The following is a 17,376-nucleotide window of genomic DNA, read 5'->3' as shown; positions in this document are numbered from 1 at the left end:
CCGAAGCTAGGAAGGCTGGCTGTGCGTGGCGCTAGCCGTGGGCCGTTTCTCGCGAACAGTGACCGATTGGTCCATGAAGCTGACATTGGCTCGTGAACTCGCCATTGTTGCCAATTGGAAAGTTGTGTGGCAGAGAAATCCGGCCGGCCAGTCTATCCTTCAATAGGGGCAGAGCGCGCAATACCGGGGTGATGATCGATTGCGTTTTCGTCGTAGAAACCAAACCCAGCACAGCGTGAGCGGACCAGCGTACTTCCAGGATAATGACGTTGCTGGACCATCATACAGTATTTCAAAATAGGGGAGAATCACAAAGCGAATCTACAAGGCCCGAGGCCCCGGCCGGGGGGGGTCTTCGGGTATATTGAAGGAGTGTGCAATCGGATAGGCCTACCTAGCCAATTCGTTGCGCTAAGATCCGATGCCTATGAAGCGGCCTCAAAATGCGGGTGCGGATTATCCAAGGGTCAAGGGTAGTCCAGTTAATATTATTTCCGCCATACGGTCTTTGATGTAAGTTGCTACCCATTAATTCTGGTGACGATATGAATAATTCCTGTCAATATCTGGCAAAAGCCGAGTGGCTACTCGCAGCGATAAAGAATGAGGGCGAGGATTCGCGACGGAGCCGGTGTCATCAGCTGCGCTCCATTATTGCAGCGCAAGATATTCGTAGAGCGGGTAAAGAAGGTTTGGAGACTTCTGTAGCCTGGTGGCTTATCGGAGTCAAGCTAGCTAAGGTAGAGAGGCGCTATCGAGATGTATTGTTATTGGCGCACAGGATTGCAGTTTTCTCCTCGAGGCGACGCGTAGAGGCTATGGAAGAATTGGCGGATACATACCTGAAAATCCATGAGTATTCAAAAGCCGAGCGAGTCGTTAGGATTCTCGAGAGAATTGGGAGCGCTAGTTCAGTTAAGAGTTTAAGTAGAAAGGTATATCGCCAAGCTAGTAAGCCTCTTGCGAATGACTCTGCCTATTATTGCGTCCAAGAGCTTGTTGATCAGAACGACGAGGGCGCACTTAACTTGTATCAAGAATGGATTAAGTATTCCAATTATATCCGTTATAAAGGGGCGTTGCTTGGTCTGTTTAGCGCTATTTTGACGCTGCGCGAGAGGCTTTGTCGGTCTGTGACGCTGCCCAGACAAGACGTTCGGAAAGTTTCTGGCGACGACGATATAGGCCGGATGGTATTTGTTAGTGGTTTTAATTATTCAGGTAGCGGCGCAGTATTCGATTTTCTTAAAGCAATTGAAGGTGTCCGTACGCCCATAGATGATAAGAAGGTGGCTCTATTTCAAGGGATGGATAGGTCGCTTTCCTTGCATTCTATAAGTAATTCGGAGATTGAGGGGGAGCCCAGTAGTTATGTGTTTGAAAGAATCCTCAAATTTCTATTCCTAAATGTATTTGGAGTCGCATTGCCGCCGGACTACGGCTCTAAAAGAATGGCATCTCTATATAGGAAGTCATTATTTGTTAGGGCTTCGTCAACGACTGAGTGCAGAGAGCGGCTTATTGAGCGAGTAAGCGAAGAGGTTGGTACTTGTGAGGCAGCGGAGATCGGTGGGCTTGGTGTGGGATTGCTCAGTGTGTTCCTCGGTCCCTCCTTGAGCGCATCTGAGGATATTGTTCTGTTTAACAACAATATAAAGTGTGGACGGGTGGAGGTGTTGAAAGTGTTCGAGAATGCCAGGGTCATATTTGTTGTAAGGGATCCGTGTGATCAATATTATGATCATATTAGGTCAATGCCCGACAAGAGAATATCGGTTGAAAAGTATATTCAGGAATATAGAGCGGGCCGGAGGCGGTTAGGTTCCGTCTTGTCTGATCAAGAGATTCGTAACAGAGTAAGTGTTGTTAGATTTGAAGAATTTGTTAGCCAAGAAGAGACACGTCGATCGGTTCTAGAATGGCTCGGGCTCCCAGAGGAATGCGCAGTAGGCCCCGTGGGTGATTTCGATCCGCGTCGATCTGCAAAAAATATAGATTTGCCGCTTCGGGAAGAAGAGCCCGAGGCATACAAGGATATTCGCAACGCCCTTAAGGAGTATTCTGTATTTTGAAGGCGAAGAGGCTGGCGCTAACTACCGTGCAATGTAAAGAGTTGGCAGGAGCTGGATCGGTAGTCGGAGAATAGTCGAGAATCAGAGGAGGGACTATTATCATGCCCCTCCAAATGACCGTTTTAAAAAAGGTGATGTCGTGGCGTAAGCAAGTCGCAGGTGTTGACCCCATATGGCCTTTGTCATTATCGGGTGTAGTGGTGGCATTAGGTTCATTCGGTATTGGCGCAGTGGATGCGGGATATCTCAACCCCCCTCCACCCCCCCCCTCTGACGCAAAATGCGGGATGTGAGAAATTGGCTTGCGAGCAAAAGGTAGGGCATAAATGGCGATTGAAGGAAGTGAGTCCAGAAAGAATGTCCTAGCGCCCGCGCTCGGTGCGGATAAACGTTTGATTGTGCTAGGTGCAGGAAAACCTTATCGCGGAGAGAAGCATACAGCTTTACGTGGTGCTCTAGGGGACGGCAGAGTTCTAGATTGGTTGTTGCAGGCCGTTGAGCCCCTCAGGCCAGAAGTCCTTTTCGTCGGCGGCTATCAGGTCGAAGAGATTGCTCGTCGATATCCGAAGTTTGACTATGTGATAAATCCAGAATGGGAGGAGACTGGCTCAGCGTTTTCCCTGCTGCAAGCCCCATTGGATGACGCGGCTGAGTGCTATGTATCGTACAGTGACATTTTGTTCCACGAAACGGCAGTCCGCGGTCTGATGGGGCGGCAGGCAGATATCGTCGTTGCAGTTGATAGTCATTGGCGCGGGCGGTTTGCTGGGCGAACCGAAGATGAGCTAGCTTGCTGTGAGAAGGTTCATTTACATTCAGGTTGTGTTACTCGATTGGGTGTTGATATTGATTCAGAGTTTGCAGATGCGGAGTTTGTTGGTCTTGCACGGTTCTCTAAGCCGGTTATTGAGTCCCTTAAGAGTGACGTTGTAGCTCTTTCACGTCGACTGCGCCGTGCTAACTTGTCCCAGTTGATTGAGCTACTCCGTGTCCGAGGGTGCTCAGTTGAAGCGGTAGATGTCGCTGGGGAGTGGGCAGAGCTGAACCAAGGTCGTGATCTGGCGCACTTCGTGTTGGGCACCAAGGCGCAGACACTGTTGAGGCTTCAGGGGCTGGTAAAGAAAAGCCGTATTGAAGATCAGGTGAGTTTTACGGTGGCGCAATGGGAGGTGGATGCTGACGAATTTACACGTCGAATTGGTGCTGCTTTCGGCGCTAAAAAGCTTGTTGTCCGTAGTAGTGCCCTGTCCGAAGATGGTTTTGCCTCGGCCAACGCCGGCGCCTATACCAGTGTGTTGAATGTCGACAGCAGTGACGCCGCTGCGCTCAGGGAGGCTATTGAGGAGGTGGTAGCGTCCTATCCGGATGGTAATCCTGCGAACCAGGTATTGGTGCAGCCGATGGTGGGCGAAGTGGTGGCCAGTGGTGTGGCCTTTACACGCACCCTTGCCTGTGGCGCGCCCTACTATGTGGTGAATTATGACGATGTAACTCGTAGCACCGAATCCATTACCAGCGGGGCGAGCCGGGAGCACAAAACGCTTGTTATCCATCGGAGTGCGAACGGAGCAGAGCAGCGAATTCCGGAGAATGTTCGCGGCCTGTTGCCGGCCATGCGGGAGATTGAGCAGCTGCTGGATTTCGATTCGCTAGATATCGAATTTGCGGTCAGTGACGGGGGGACCGTGCATATTCTGCAGGTGCGCCCAATTGCGGTGGATCACGAGCAGTGGGAAGTCTCCGACGAGCACGTGAGTGCGCTAATCGAGACGGCCAGCGAGCGGTTTCGGGCCCTGCAGATGCCTTCGCCCTTCGTCGTCGGCAGTCGGGCCTTCTTCGGCGTGATGCCTGATTGGAATCCGGCCGAGATAATTGGAACCAAGCCGGGTCGACTGGCGATGACGCTCTACCGCTATCTGATCATGGATGAGGTATGGGCAACCCAGCGGGCGGAGTACGGCTATCGCGATGTGCGGCCGAATCCGCTGCTGGTGGCCTTTGCCGGCCACCCGTACGTGGATATCCGGGCGAGCTTTAATTCCTTTGTCCCGGCGGAGCTGGATGATGAGCTTGCCGGGCGTTTGGTTGATTTCTATCTGTCCTGGCTCGAGGCCAATCCGCATCTCCACGACAAGGTGGAGTTTGATGTTGTCCCAACCTGCTTTGGGCTGAATTTTGAGCGCTGGGAGAAGCGCCTGTCTAAGGAAGGCGGGTTCTCCGAGCAGGAAATCGCCCAGTTGCGTGATGCGCTCAAGGAGATTACCCGCAAGGCGTTGGAGCGCAATCCGGTTGATCTGGCGTCTGTCGATGAGCTGGAGGCGCGGTTTGAGCGGATCATGGCGGCGGACATGCCGCCACTTGAGCGGGCGGCGGTGTTGTTGGAGGACTGCCGTCGCTACGGGACGCTCGCCTTCTCGCATCTGGCCCGCAGTGCCTTTGTGGCGGTGACGCTGCTGAAAACGGCAGTCGAGACTGGTGTGATGGACAAGGCCGCCATGGATGCTTTTTTGAACTCCATACGTACGGTGACCCATCAGTTTACGAGTGATGCGGCGGCTACGGCCGAGGGGCGGATGGACTGGCAGGATTTCGTGGCCCGCTACGGGCATCTGCGCCCTGGCACCTATGATGCGACCTCACCCAGCTACCACGAGGATCCGGAGCATTACCTACGGCCTATTGTGGAGCGGGCCAAGGGGCGGGCACTGGAACATGGTGACGATAGCCCCTGGCGGGAGGCCAGGGCAGCCTTTGGAAAGGCTGTTGCCGAGGCCGGCTTGTCGGATGATGTGGAGGCGGTGGAGCGGTTCATGCGTGAGGCCATCGAGGGCCGGGAATACGCTAAGTTCGTCTTTACCCGGAATCTATCCGCGGCGCTGGATTGTTTGGTGGAATTTGGGGCACAGCACGGCCTGGATCGTGAGGCCCTGGCCAATATTCCCCTGGATGCCTTCTTTGCGCTTCGCACCGGCAGCGTGGTAACACCGGATATCGGTGAATGGCTCAAGGCCCGCGCCGAGGACGGCGCCCGCCTTCGGCATACGGCGAGTGTGATTGAGTTGCCGCCCCTGCTGCTGAATGAAGGGGATCTTGAGGTCTTCATGTATCCGGGCAACCAGCCGAACTTCATTGGCAGCGGGCGGATCACGGCCGAATGCGTGGATCTTGCCGAAACCGGCAGCCAGAAGGCGCCGGATCTGGCCGGCAAGATCGCCATGATTCCCCAGGCGGACCCCGGCTACGACTGGCTCTTCGGGCAGGACATTGCCGGGTTGATCACGATGTACGGCGGTGCCAACTCGCATATGGCGATTCGCTCGGCCGAGTTCGGCCTGCCGGCCGCGATTGGCGTGGGCGAGACCCTGTATGGGAGCCTGTCCGGTGCGCAGGTACTGGAGCTGGATGCGGGTAACCGCCGAATCCAGGTGATTCGCTGATGAAGCGGATCGGTGTCACACAGCGGGTTGAGGTCGTCGCCAGCTATGGCGAGCGACGGGATTGCCTCGATCAGCAGTGGGGAGGGTTACTCAAGCAGCTTGGCTTCCTGCTGGTACCAGTGCCGAATGGGCTGAGTGAGCCCGGTGCGTGGCTGGAGGTCATGGGCCTGGATGGCTTCATTCTCTCCGGCGGCAATGACCTGGCGCATTTGCCGGACGCTTCACGGCCTGCTCCCGAGCGGGATGCTACTGAGACTGCAATCCTGGATTATGCCAAGCATCGCCAGATGCCGGTACTTGGTGTCTGCCGGGGCTTGCAGATGATGAACGTCTATCTCGGTGGGAGCCTGGTTCCCGTTGAGGGGCATGTGGCGACCCGGCATTCGGTCACGCCGGTTGCGGGAGAGTCCTTGTTCTCGGCCTATTCCGAGGTCAACAGCTTCCATGACTGGGGCATTGCCCCGGAGGGTCTGGCCGAAACGCTGTCGCCGGGTGTGCGCTGCCAGGATGGCACTATTGAGGCAGCCCGCCACACCAGTCTGCCCTGGGCCTCAGTCATGTGGCATCCCGAGCGGGAGAGCCCCTTTCTCAAGGCGGATCTCGAATTACTGCAAACGATTTTCTGAGGTGAATTGATGAAAGCCATTATTCTCGCGGCTGGGCAGGGTACCCGCTTGCGGCCTTATACCAATGACCGCCCAAAATGCATGGTGCCTCTGGCCGGCAAGCCTATGTTGCATCGCCAACTGGAGGTGCTTCGCCGGGGCGGGGTTGAGGAAATTACGCTGGTTGGCGGCTACAAGGCGGACAAACTCGAAGCTTCGGATGTTTCTGTGGTGACCAATCCCCGTTACGATCGGACCAATATGGTGGCCACTCTGTTCTGTGCTGCTGAGGCAATGCAGCCGGGTGAGGATCTGCTCATTTCCTACGGCGATATTGTCTTCGAAGACCGGGTGCTGAAAGCAGTTTTGGGTTGCGAAGGCGAAATTTGTCTGGGCGCGGACCGGGAGTGGCGACGGTTGTGGGAGACCCGCATGGATGATCCGCTGTCCGATGCCGAGACCTTCAAGATGGAGGGTGGTAATCGTGTGGTGGAGTTGGGCAAGGAGCCTCAGTCATATGCCGATGCCGAGGCCCAGTATATGGGGCTGATTCGTATCCGAGGGGATCGTGTGGCGGATTTCAAGGCCGCCTATGAGACCATGGATCGGAATGCGGAGTATGACGGCAAGGATTTCGATAATATGTACATGACTAGTTTCATCCAGCATCTGATTGATGCTGGCTGGGATGCGCGGGCTGCTCTGGTGGAGAATGGCTGGGTTGAAGTTGATAGTGTTGAGGATCTGGAAACATTTGAAGGTTTGAATGATGAAGGAGAGCTGGAAAGGCTATGTCGATTAGATTGAGTGGTAGTACAAGAACTTTGATTTGATGTGTTGACGTCATTTTGGGTGCTGTCCCTTGATTGGGCAACTCACCTAGCGCGATCAGGTTAAGTGTTTGCTACCTCCGGGTAGTACAATGTGGGCAATCTCGTCAGTTAAACGAACCTGCCCCAGGTGTGAGATTGCATGCGCTTATTCAGTAAAATCTTCGAATACTTTAGCTGGTTGTTTGCCGTCATGGGGGTGTTTTCGGCGAACCGGCCGGTGTTGACGCCAGTTCTCGTTGTCGCGATGGCGGTGGCCAATATCACTCGGATTTTGGCCTTTTTCATTCCCTTGAAAGTTCTGCTCTTGATCGCAACGCCCGGGGTTCCGCGTTATTTCCGGTTTTTTGTGGATCCGGAGTTGCGGAATGAGTGGGCCATTGGTCTCTCCATCGCGGCGGTGGTCTGTTATCTGCTGACTTTGTTGCTGGACCGCTTGTCCGAGCGCTGGTCCGAATTGGGAAGCCGGGATCTGTTGAGCAAGGTTAACCAGCTCTCGGTGATTGCTGACCAGAAAGCGCGGGCGCGGCAGTATTACTCTTCGTTCTGTTCCAGCCAAGCCAGTTTACTTCTGGTGCTGTTGCTGTTTGCGGTTGGGGTGCTGATCCATCCCTGGCTGTTTGCCTTTCTTTCGGGGTTTTTAGCGTTGCAGCTCTTGATTAGCTGGGCGGCCTTGCGGCGTGTTGAGCCGCGGGATCCCAAGGGTTTCGGTGGGTACATCCTGCGGAACCTGTCATCCTATCTCGGTTACCTGTTTGCGATCAATTTCCTCGCGGTTTTCGTCTTTCTCGTTCTCGATTTTCTGCTTTTTGATGGCATCAATGTGCTGATCGCCATTCTGTCCTTCCTGATTTCGCGTCAGATTCTGGGCGCGCTAAGCAGTATGGCGACGACAGGCTATAGCCTGAGCTGTCAGCGTAAATCGATTGATCCGCTGGTTTTTCGGGAAGAGAAGCACGTCAAGCAGGAGAAGTCCGAGATTCAGAGTCTGCGGCACCATTTCGCGGTGGAGGCTCGTCGGGAGCGGATTCAGGAGTTGCTGGCGGCCGGCGGTATCAAGGCGGCGGTTGAAGTGGAGGATCTCTGGCAGGATCCGGCCAAGGGCAGTTACCTGTTCCAGATTGTCGCCCGCGATGCTGAGGGCGATGTGGCCTTCCGGGGCCAGGAGCGGGTTCTGCCAAGCAAGGCGCAGCAGGCATTGGAGAACGAAGACCTGATCATTGAGCACATGGGCGCCGGGCCATTGCTGATTGCGCCGGTCCATGCGGAATATGAGGTCGGGGATTTCCATTGCCGCCTGTATGAGCTCGGCGAGTGTGAGCCGGTGTCGAAAAATGCCTGGAAAAAGGGCCTTCAGCAGTCGGTGGTGGCCTCCCTGTGGCGGCTTTCGCCGCCTCAGTCTCTGCGGGAGGTCTTTGAGCTCTCCCGGCCCTATCTCTGGGAGCGTTTTGACGCCGATTTGCTGCGCCGCTTTGAGTTGGCGCTGGACGAGGAATGGAAATCGGAGCTATATGAGCGCCTGAGCAGCGCCCTGCCTGCCCTGCAGGCCCGTCTCAAGGCCCTGCCGCTCTTTCCCCATAATGCCGTGATGGGGGATAATTCCGCGTTTGTGAGCGAGTCTGGCGAGATTCGTCTGACTGATTGGGGCAAGTGGTCGCTGGAGCCTGTCGGGGTTGGTATTGAGACCCGCTTCATGAAGGACAAGCGCCTGGCGCCGGAGGTGGAGGCACTCAGGGCGCGCAAGGACGCGCCGGATGATCTGTCGTCGGCGGACCTGCGTCTGGCGGCGTTGGCCTTCAAGATTGAAGAGCTGGTGACCCGGAAGGCGGCCTTCAATGAGGCCTTTGGCTTCGCCGAGGAACTGCTCGGGGCGCTGGCGGCTGCCGAGGCGGGTGGCCGGTCGGATGAGGCCTCGGGCAAGCAGGCTACGGGTAGCGACTGATTGGCTGCCCTGCCCGAAGGGGCCCGGCCAGAATTCTTTGAGAGTATACGAATGGTGCAATGGACGTTGAACGCCTTGAGGGGCGTGAAATGGCGCGTGGTGGTGCCGGCTGCTTACTGGCTGGGTTTGCCGCACGAAAAGGTCGCCAACGGGCTGAGGCTTGCGCCCTTGCGGGCCTGGCTGCGTGGGAAGCGGGGGGCGAGCGAAGGCGTTGAGCTCGCCGCTGCGCCTGCCCGATCTGAGTCGGCTGATCCGGAAAAGCGGTATCCGGGACCGCCGCGTCATTCCGTTTGTCATTCATCCGCGGTTGCCGAGGTCTGCCGGGTTCTGCGTGAGGCGGGGCAGGCAGATGTCATTGGGGCGTATGTGGACGCGCTGGTTGCCCGGCGTCCGGAGCATGAGCCGGATATCCGCTGGGGCCAGGCGGTGGCTGCGCTTGATAAGTCTGCTGAGCAGGGTCTGGCCGCGGCGGAGGCTGTGTTTGCGCGGTTCCCCCTGATGCGCTTTCGCAAGGCGCTGTATCAGCAGTACAACCAGCTCGGCAGTATCAGCCGCTCGCTGGAGCTGGTGCGGGAGATGGATCGCTTGTCCGGGGGCCGGAGTCGGAGTGCCGAGATTCTGGAGGCACGCGAGCGGATGCTCTCGCGGGGTGTGGTCCTGCCGGCCCCGGCCGAGCACCGGGCCTATCAGCCGCGCCCCCAGGGAGTGTTGTATCTGCTCCATAATTCCCTGCCGCATGCCAGCGGTGGCTATGCGACCCGCACCCATGGCCTGGTCTGCGGCCTGCGCGCCCATGGCTGGGAGGTAGAGTGTGCGACTCGGCTTGGCTACCCCCAGGATATCAAGCAGGCCGCGGGCTGGGTGGCGCCGGTGGATCATGTGGATGGGGTGCCCTACCATCGCCTGCGGGATCCCTCGCGGGCCTATCGCCGGGTGGATGCCGAGCGGTATCTGGAGCTCAATGCCCGGGCGGTGGAAAAGCTTGCCCGCAAGCGCCGCCCGGCAATCCTGCACGGGGCGTCCAATCACATCAATGGCATTGCGGCGGTCTGGGCCGGCCGTCGCCTGGGCATTCCCTCGATCTTCGAGGTGCGCGGCCTGTGGGAGCTGACGCGCATTTCCCGCCAGCCGGAGTTCGAGAACTCCGAGCTCTACCGCATGATCGTCAAGCTCGAGACCCAGGCCTGCCTGGAGGCCGACCGGGTGATTGCCATCACCGAGGCCTTGAAGGAGCTGCTGGTGGAGCGCGGGGTGCCGGCGGACAAGATCACCGTGGTGCCCAATGGCACGGACACCGAACGCTTCAGCCAGACCCTGAGCGGCGGCACTGAAACCCGCCGGGCCTGGGCCATTCCGCCGGAGGCGGTGGTCTTCGGCTATGTCGGCTCCATGCCCCAGTACGAGGGCCTGGATGACCTGATCACGGCGGTCGCCCGTCTGCGCGAGCAACAGTCCGAGCTGCCGGTGTATTGCCTGCTGGTGGGGGATGGCGACCAGTTTGATGAGCTGAAAAGCCAGGCCATGCGTCTGGGCGTGGCGGACCGGGTCCGCTTTACCGGGCGGGTGCCTCATGACGAGGTCGAAAGCTATTACGCGGCCATGGATGCCATGGTCTTTCCGCGCAAGCCCCAGCCGGTGACCGAGACCGTCTCGCCCATGAAGCCCTTTGAGGCCATGGCCATGGGCAAGCCCATCATCGCCTCCAATGTGGCGGCCCTGGCCGAGATCATTCGTGATGGCGAGACGGGGGTGTTGTTCGAGAAGGGCCGGACCGAGAGTCTGGCCGCGGCCATGGCGCGGGTGGCGCAGGATGATCCCCTGCGCCGGGAGATTGCCGGACGTGCCCTTGCCTGGGTCCGTGAGAACCGCGATTGGCGGCAGTTGACCCGTGAAATCGAGGGCCTCTACCAGCAACTGACAGACAGCAGCGCCGCGGCCGCTTCATGAGTGCATCACGCTGGGAAAGAATCTGCGCCGAGAATGTGACGGAAGCCCGTGAGCAATGGTCGGCGGTGGCCGATCCATTGAAATACATCCATGTGGACCCGGTCGCAGTTTCCCATCATTGCCCCTACCACATGCGGGTCAAGCGCCAGGGTGGCAGCAAGCTGGATGACTGGGGCCGGGTGCGTGAGGGGCGCTGGGACAAGAAGCGGCGCCGGGCCCTGCGGACGGATATTCTCGCCGAGGATCTGGCGGTGCATTTCCTGGAGGGTCTGCCCTGGGAGGACACTGCGCTCTGGCAGCGTAAGCTGGACAAGATCCGGGAACGGGGCAAGATCGACGGCTGCCGGACCGAGGCCGAGCTGCGGGCCCGTTATGAGCGTTTGGACCGACTTTTTGAGCAGATCCAGGCCGATGGGCGTCTGCGCACCGCCGAGGAGCGCGGCGCCTCGCCCAGTGACGATCTGTTCGTCTCCATTGACCGGGCCGGGGGCTATCTCTTCGGGCATGGCGGCAGTCATCGTCTCGCCATCGCCCAGCTTCTGGGTCTGCCCACTATTCCGGTTCGGGTGCTGATGCGCCATGCCCAGTGGCAGAAGGTGCGGGAAGCCTGTGCCCGGGGCGAGGTGCCAGCCAATCATCCTGACCTGACAGACTGCCAGTCGGCTTGAAACGGCGTGGTATCCTGTGCGCCGTTGCCGTCACGACCTTATTCACTGACCGGGTTTTCTGAATGGACGTCCTGAATCCCGACCGGATTCCGCCAATCAAGGATTTCGACATTACCGCCAGCAAGGATCCGGCCAAGGAATTGGCCGACCAGCGGGAGCGGGGTTTTGTGGCCAAGGGCCGCGAAGACCTGGCTCCGGTCAAGCTGGATGTCCCCACCGATTGGACCATCAAGCCTTATCGGGACCGGAACTGGATGTTTCAGTTCCACGCCTGGCGCAGCTTCGACCCGGCCTGCTATCTGATCGCGGAGGGTGGTGAGCGGGGCCGCGCCGAGGCCGAGTGGGTGGTCTCGGAGATGGCCGGGTGGTGGCGCCAGGCGCCCTCGCCGCGCCGGCGCAACAAGTGGGCCTGGTATGACATGGCGGTGGGCCTGCGGGCCCAGAAAATTGCCCTGGTCCTGATTGCGTTGCGCTATCACGGCTGGCAGGACCTGCTGGAGCAGGATGTCTGGGCGCCGATGATTGAGGCCCATCTCAAGAGGCTGACGGACCCCAAGGAGCTCAATCCTGGCAACCACGGACTGTTTCAGCTCAATGGCCTGATGGCGTTGCTCTGGGCCTGGCCCGATGCCAACGACCGTGTTGAGCGCATCCACTACACCGAGCGCCAGATGCTGGCGCTCTTGCATGACCAGCTGGGCGAGCATGGTGTGCACCGGGAGCACTCGCCCCACTACCATTTCTTCATCGTCAGAACCATCGAGAAAGTCCTGGGGGCGCCGTGGTGGGAGAGCGCGGACATGACCGCCATTCAGGACCTGGTCCACCGGGCCCATGTCGCCGCCCGCTGGTTGGTGGATCCCCAGGATTGCTGTATCCCGGTGGGGGATTCCACGGATGCCAGGATTCGCGTCCGGGACCCCAGTGATATCCGGGAATGGCCGCATGTGGAGAATGACGGCGCGCTGGGAGCCATTGTGGATGGTTACGGGGTGATCCGTAGCACACCCGAAGCCAAGAGCAGCCGACGCTCGCTGCTTTTTGTGCAAGCAGGCTTTTTTGGGCGCACCCACAAGCATGCTGATTGCCTGTCGCTGGTATGGCAGGAGCGTGGTGAGAATCTGTTGGTGGATTCTGGTAAGTATGGTTACAACAGTGGGCCGATGCGCAATTACATGAAAAGCGCCCGGGCCCATAACAGCGTGGAAGTGGACGGCAAAAGCCTGTCCACAGATGCCCGGGACGCCTATGGCAATGCCATGGAGACTGTGGAGCCTCTGGGTGCGGGCTGGCTGATGCGCGCGGACATGCACCGGCCCGAGGCGGATTTCCGTCACCGTCGCACCGTGCTCTATATGCCCCGGCGTACATTGGTGGTGCTGGATGAGCTGGTGAGTACCGGCAAGGCCGGGCGGCGGTTCACCGGCTGGTGGCAGTGCAACCCGGATCATCATGTGGGCTGCCTGGCTCCCGATCAGCTGCTGGTGACAGGCCTGAAACGGGACCGGGCCATGACCATGGCCTTTTTTGCCGAGGGTGTGCGCGAGGCGCCGCGTTTTGAGACCTGGCTGGGCCGGGAGAGGCCCGAGCCGCAGGGCTGGGTGTCCACCGGCTACCTGGAAGCCCGGCCCACCACCAGCATCGCCTGCCCCGTGCAGGCCGAGGACCGACGGGTGTTGCTGGCGACAGTGTTTGTCATTCGTAGTAACGCCCCTCGCAACAATAGTGCCCGCGTTGAGCGGCGAAAGGGGAAATTGACGCTCGTTGGTGGGGGATCCCGCTACTTCTCTGGCGACGACAAGGCGCGTACCTTGGATTTGGAGCCTTTTCTGGAAGATAGCTGATCCCACGAGGGAGGGGACGGGATGACGAACAACGATGCCTGCCTGTATCCCTTCGGGTTTTTGCTCGGCAATGACCAGACCAGGGTCCCCGAGCATTTCCGGTCTGCTAGAAAAGGCCTTTGGCGACACCCTGCCACGGCCTATTCAATGGGCGAAGCTTTAGATGCGAGGGTCGAGATACTTGGCCAATGCATCGATGTCGATCGCCCAGCACTCTCCACGGAAATACTGGCACAGAATTTGGCTGAACAATTGGCGCAGTCGGAATGCCGTTTCTTGTCTGCAACCGATACTCTCTGTGGCCGCTATGCACTGATATACCAGGCCCCCGGCCTGGGTCCCCGTCTCGTTGGCGACGCCACCGGCATGCGTGCGATTTTCTTCATTCCCGCACGGGGCATTGCCGGCTCTCATGCCAAGCTCGTCAATGATGCGGTATTCCGGGAGAAGACCCGAAGAACCCCTTTCAAGGGGGGCCATCCCGGGCATGGCACGCCTTATCGCAATGTGATGCTACTGGTGCCCAATTGCCTGCTGGACCTGGAATCCGGGAAGCTTGCGCGTTTCTGGCCGAGAGCGCCGCGCGAGCAAAAGACGCTCGATGAAGTGTTACAGCCCAACCTCGTTCGGGCTGCTAGAGCACTCAGCGGCATGGCGCAGAGAAGTGGTTTGCTGCTCTCTCTAACGGCAGGACAGGACAGCAGGACCACCCTAGCGGCCGCCCTCCTGGCTGAGGTGGACCTGGAAGCCTTTACGCTCGTCAATCGACGTGACAGCCCGCACGGTGCGCGAACACGTATTCTTGGTGTGGACGCTGCAGTGGCAAAGGAAATCACTGCCGCCTATGGAATCAGCCACCAGGTGCTTGAAGAGCAGCCCATGGATGATCGGCTCAAGACCTATCTCAAGGCCAATGCCTACAAGAGCAGTTACAGCAATCGCATCATGCCCTTGTTGGCCCAGTATGGTCAGCAGCGCTTGCTGCATGTGCGCTCCAACGCCCTGGAAATTGCCCGAGCCTACTGGGCCAAGCATCCAGAAGTCGATGATGCGAATGGGGCGGCGGATCTCTTCATGCTAAAGCACCGAAAGCTCGCAGATCAGGTGGAGCGCGTCCGGACTGCGTTCCAGGATATGTTTCACGCCACGGATTTCACGGCCGGCCGCCAGATGGGCTATGACAGCCGGGACATGCTCTACTGGGAGCACCGAATGGGCGCCTGGCATTCCCAGCAGCTGCTGTGCTCCGACCTGGTCTTTGACACCTTCAACCCTTGGAATTGCCGGGCCATTCTGACCGATCTGCTGTCGCTGCCGATGCAGGACAGGGCCAATTCCAGCTTCTCCCGCGCCGTTGTGGATGCCTGTGAGGGCCTTTCCAAATGGCCGATCAATCCGGCCAAGTGGCCGGAATAGCTGCTGCTTAATTTCGGCTAGTTCTGACTTGAGTACGGTTTACACGTATCTCGATACAAATCCCGATATGCGTAGATTTTTGCTCAATAGTTGTGTTGCGCGAGGATGTATCCCCGCCTGAGTCATGCGATCGGGCTAGATTTGTCTGTAAATTGCGGTGAGCACTGTTGTACTCGCCACGTAATCGATGGGTGCGATCAATAGCACCGGTTTCGCCGGCGATAGCTGACACGGCCTTCTTGAGGCACTTTCTGATTAATGACCCTAATCTTTGTATTACATTTTTTTCTTGCACCTTGATCTCCCGGAATTATCTCGGCTCCTGACCATTAAAGGGAGGGTGGTCAAAAAATCCGGCAATTCGCCTTTGGGCACGGCTAACAAATGGTTTGTCTGCCTTAGCCTTTCACTGTTAAGACAGTCCGCAGTCCCAAAATCTGGTGACCAGGTGAGTCGATTGGGTTGGTTTGCCCAAAAAATGAACAAGAAATTCGTCTGAGTGAACATTAAAGTAATTACAAATGTTCAATATTCTGCTATGTTCAATAAAAATGAACATTGGGCAATATTGAACAGTGGCGAGTCGGTCACAAAATCTGTCGCTCATTGGAAGCGCCCGGCAGGTCCTGGCGAGGCGCGCTGGTGTGGTTGCCGGTGAAGTCCGGGACGGCAATTTCGTCCATGTCCGCCGACCTAAAGATTTGGTGGAGGCGTACCTGGATCTCGAGATGCCGAAGGACGGCCCCGTGGTTCGTTATGCCGTGGTGACCCGGCGGCAGGTAACCGGGGCGGTGGCCCGCAATATTGCCGCAAGGCTCCATCAGTCGGCTGTGAAAGCCCCTTATCTATTGGTCGCCGAGCACATCCATTCGGACGCGGCTGAGAGTCTCAAGACTCTCGGGGTTCAGTATGTTGACGGGGCCGGCAATATCTTTCTCCGCTCAGACGATCCCTTTGTTCATATCTATCTGCAGGGCAAGTCGTCGGCCAAATCTCGAAAAGACCGGGCTGTTCGCGCTTTTCAACCGGCCGGTCTAAAGGTCATCTTTACCCTGCTTTCCGTACCTGGAGCTTGGCGTCTGGATTATCGGACGCTCGCCCAGTATTCAGAGGTTTCTGTCGGAACGGTAGTCAATACGCTCGACGATCTTAAGGCCCTTGAGTATTGCCGGGTGTCGGGTCGCAAACGCATGCCCAATGCCGATCGCGAGAACGAGCTAATTGATCGTTGGGTCGAAAACTATCTCGAACGGCTCCGGCCGAAGTTGACTGTCCATCGATTTCGGGCCAAAGACCGCGATTGGTGGCACCATTTTGGACCAGAGAGCTACGAGCAATTCAGCTTATGGTTGGGGAGTGAATCCGCAGCTTCAGTACTGACGAAGGGGTTTTTAGTCCCCGGAAAGATTACCGTCTACGGTGAACCGGACCTTAATCAGCTTGCTCGCAGATTGAGATTGCAGCGCGATGATGACGGTGATATCGAGTTGCTTGATGTTTTCTGGAATTTCAAGGACGCGCCCATCAGGCAAGTCTATGACGGCAAACGCGTATGTCCACCGTTGCTGATCTATGCGGATCTGATCGGAACCGGTGATGCGCGCTGTCTCGATGCGGCAGGAATGATCAGGGGCCAATTCCTGTGAGTCTTCACACGACAGTTGATCGTAACTTTTTTGAGTCTCTGTGGCAGTTCTCGGAGATTGCCAGGGAGATCGATGTTGACTGGCTGGTTGTTGGTGCCACGGCGCGCCGTCTGTTGTTGGAGTCAGTCTATGGTTGGCCTGCCGGGCGGGCAACCGAAGACACTGACTTTGCTGTTTGGGTTAAGGATTGGCATCACTTCAATAAGCTGTGCAAGGCATGCGAGGAGAGTCGACATTTTGAGCCCCTCGCAACTCCACCCAAGCGGTTTCGAGCTGTCCATGGCGGGTATTTTGATCTGCTTCCCTATGGGGGTGTGGAATCTGCGGGGAGACAGGTATTCTGGCCACCGGATGACGACTATGTGATGACAGTGCGTGGCTTCCCGGCTGCTGCTGAAAATGCTACTGTCGTTATCGTAAATCGAGAGCTTGATGTGCCCGTGGTTTCTCCAGAGGGTCTTCTCGCGCTAAAACTCTTTGCCTGGGAAGAACGTGCGGCACAGGAACCAGGGCGGGATGCAGGAGACGTTGCATATCTCCTGACCAATGCAGAGAGAATTTCAGGTGTTGACGACATATATGACCACCACCCAGATGTGGCCGAGGCGCACGATTACGATCTTCACTTGGCGGCAATCGCAGTTCTAGCCCTCAGGTCTGGCAAGATACTGGAGCCCAAGGAGAAGCAGTTCCTTCTGGAGACGTTGGGGACGGAGGTCGACCAGAGCACCGCTTCGCTCCTCGTGCGAGAGCTGGACCGCTACATTCCCACAGCCGATGCCGAGCGGGTTTTGCACATGATTGTCGCGATGCGCGACGGTTTTCTACGTGCAGCCAGAGACGGGCCGGACTAGGCCCTTCGTCATTTTCCCTTATTCCCCAAGCCGCAAAGGATATGCGCAAGCCATCTTTGTAATTCCCGCCGCCCTCGCTGAGAATTGGGCGCTCACTGGGGTTGTTCGGAGAATC

At 57.8% G+C, this 17,376-nt stretch carries 11 protein-coding genes; all 11 read left to right on the top strand.

Going from position 1 to position 17,376, the window contains the following annotated elements; translation table 11 throughout:
• Positions 1–545 precede the first annotated feature (545 nt).
• On the top strand, positions 546–2,072 hold the full coding sequence (locus VCB98_RS10825) for a sulfotransferase (protein ID WP_346052461.1): 1,527 nt from the start codon (positions 546–548) through the stop codon (positions 2,070–2,072).
• Positions 2,073–2,398: 326 nt separating this feature from the next.
• The gene (locus VCB98_RS10820; RefSeq protein ID WP_346052459.1) at positions 2,399–5,509 is read left to right on the top strand and encodes a PEP/pyruvate-binding domain-containing protein; all 3,111 of its coding nucleotides are present in this window, start codon (positions 2,399–2,401) and stop codon (positions 5,507–5,509) included.
• Positions 5,509–6,135: a gamma-glutamyl-gamma-aminobutyrate hydrolase family protein gene (locus VCB98_RS10815; RefSeq protein WP_346052457.1), complete on the top strand. Its 627-nt coding sequence runs from the start codon at positions 5,509–5,511 to the stop codon at positions 6,133–6,135. Before VCB98_RS10820 ends, VCB98_RS10815 begins: the two co-directional genes overlap by 1 nt.
• 9 nt (positions 6,136–6,144) lie before the next feature.
• Positions 6,145–6,921, top strand: coding sequence for a phosphocholine cytidylyltransferase family protein (locus VCB98_RS10810; protein WP_346052455.1), 777 nt, complete (start codon positions 6,145–6,147; stop codon positions 6,919–6,921).
• A 165-nt stretch (positions 6,922–7,086) separates the two neighbouring features.
• A complete protein-coding gene (locus VCB98_RS10805) occupies positions 7,087–8,886 on the top strand; it encodes a hypothetical protein (RefSeq protein ID WP_346052454.1) in 1,800 nt (599 codons plus the stop codon).
• A gap of 51 nt (positions 8,887–8,937) precedes the next feature.
• Positions 8,938–10,833 carry a glycosyltransferase family 4 protein gene (locus VCB98_RS10800; RefSeq protein WP_346052452.1) on the top strand — a complete coding sequence of 632 codons (1,896 nt, stop codon included), beginning with the start codon at positions 8,938–8,940 and terminating at the stop codon, positions 10,831–10,833.
• Positions 10,830–11,501, top strand: coding sequence for a ParB N-terminal domain-containing protein (locus tag VCB98_RS10795; protein ID WP_346052451.1), 672 nt, complete (start codon positions 10,830–10,832; stop codon positions 11,499–11,501). Before VCB98_RS10800 ends, VCB98_RS10795 begins: the two co-directional genes overlap by 4 nt.
• A 62-nt stretch (positions 11,502–11,563) precedes the next feature.
• The gene (locus VCB98_RS10790) at positions 11,564–13,345 is read left to right on the top strand and encodes a heparinase II/III domain-containing protein (protein WP_346052450.1); all 1,782 of its coding nucleotides are present in this window, start codon (positions 11,564–11,566) and stop codon (positions 13,343–13,345) included.
• A gap of 276 nt (positions 13,346–13,621) precedes the next feature.
• Entirely contained in the window at positions 13,622–14,761 is a 1,140-nt protein-coding gene (locus VCB98_RS10785) for a hypothetical protein (RefSeq protein WP_346052449.1), read from the top strand.
• 644 nt (positions 14,762–15,405) lie between these two features.
• Positions 15,406–16,407, top strand: coding sequence for a type IV toxin-antitoxin system AbiEi family antitoxin (locus tag VCB98_RS10780; RefSeq protein WP_346052448.1), 1,002 nt, complete (start codon positions 15,406–15,408; stop codon positions 16,405–16,407).
• Positions 16,404–17,261, top strand: a complete 858-nt coding sequence (locus VCB98_RS10775) for a nucleotidyl transferase AbiEii/AbiGii toxin family protein (RefSeq protein ID WP_346052447.1) — start codon at positions 16,404–16,406, stop codon at positions 17,259–17,261. Before VCB98_RS10780 ends, VCB98_RS10775 begins: the two co-directional genes overlap by 4 nt.
• Positions 17,262–17,376: the final 115 nt, after the last annotated feature.

The sequence above is a fragment of the Natronospira elongata genome (assembly GCF_034931365.1).
Classification (GTDB): Bacteria; Pseudomonadota; Gammaproteobacteria; order Natronospirales; family Natronospiraceae; genus Natronospira; species Natronospira elongata.
Note: the sequence above shows the minus strand (reverse complement) of the source record. Positions and strands in the feature narration are given on the sequence as shown.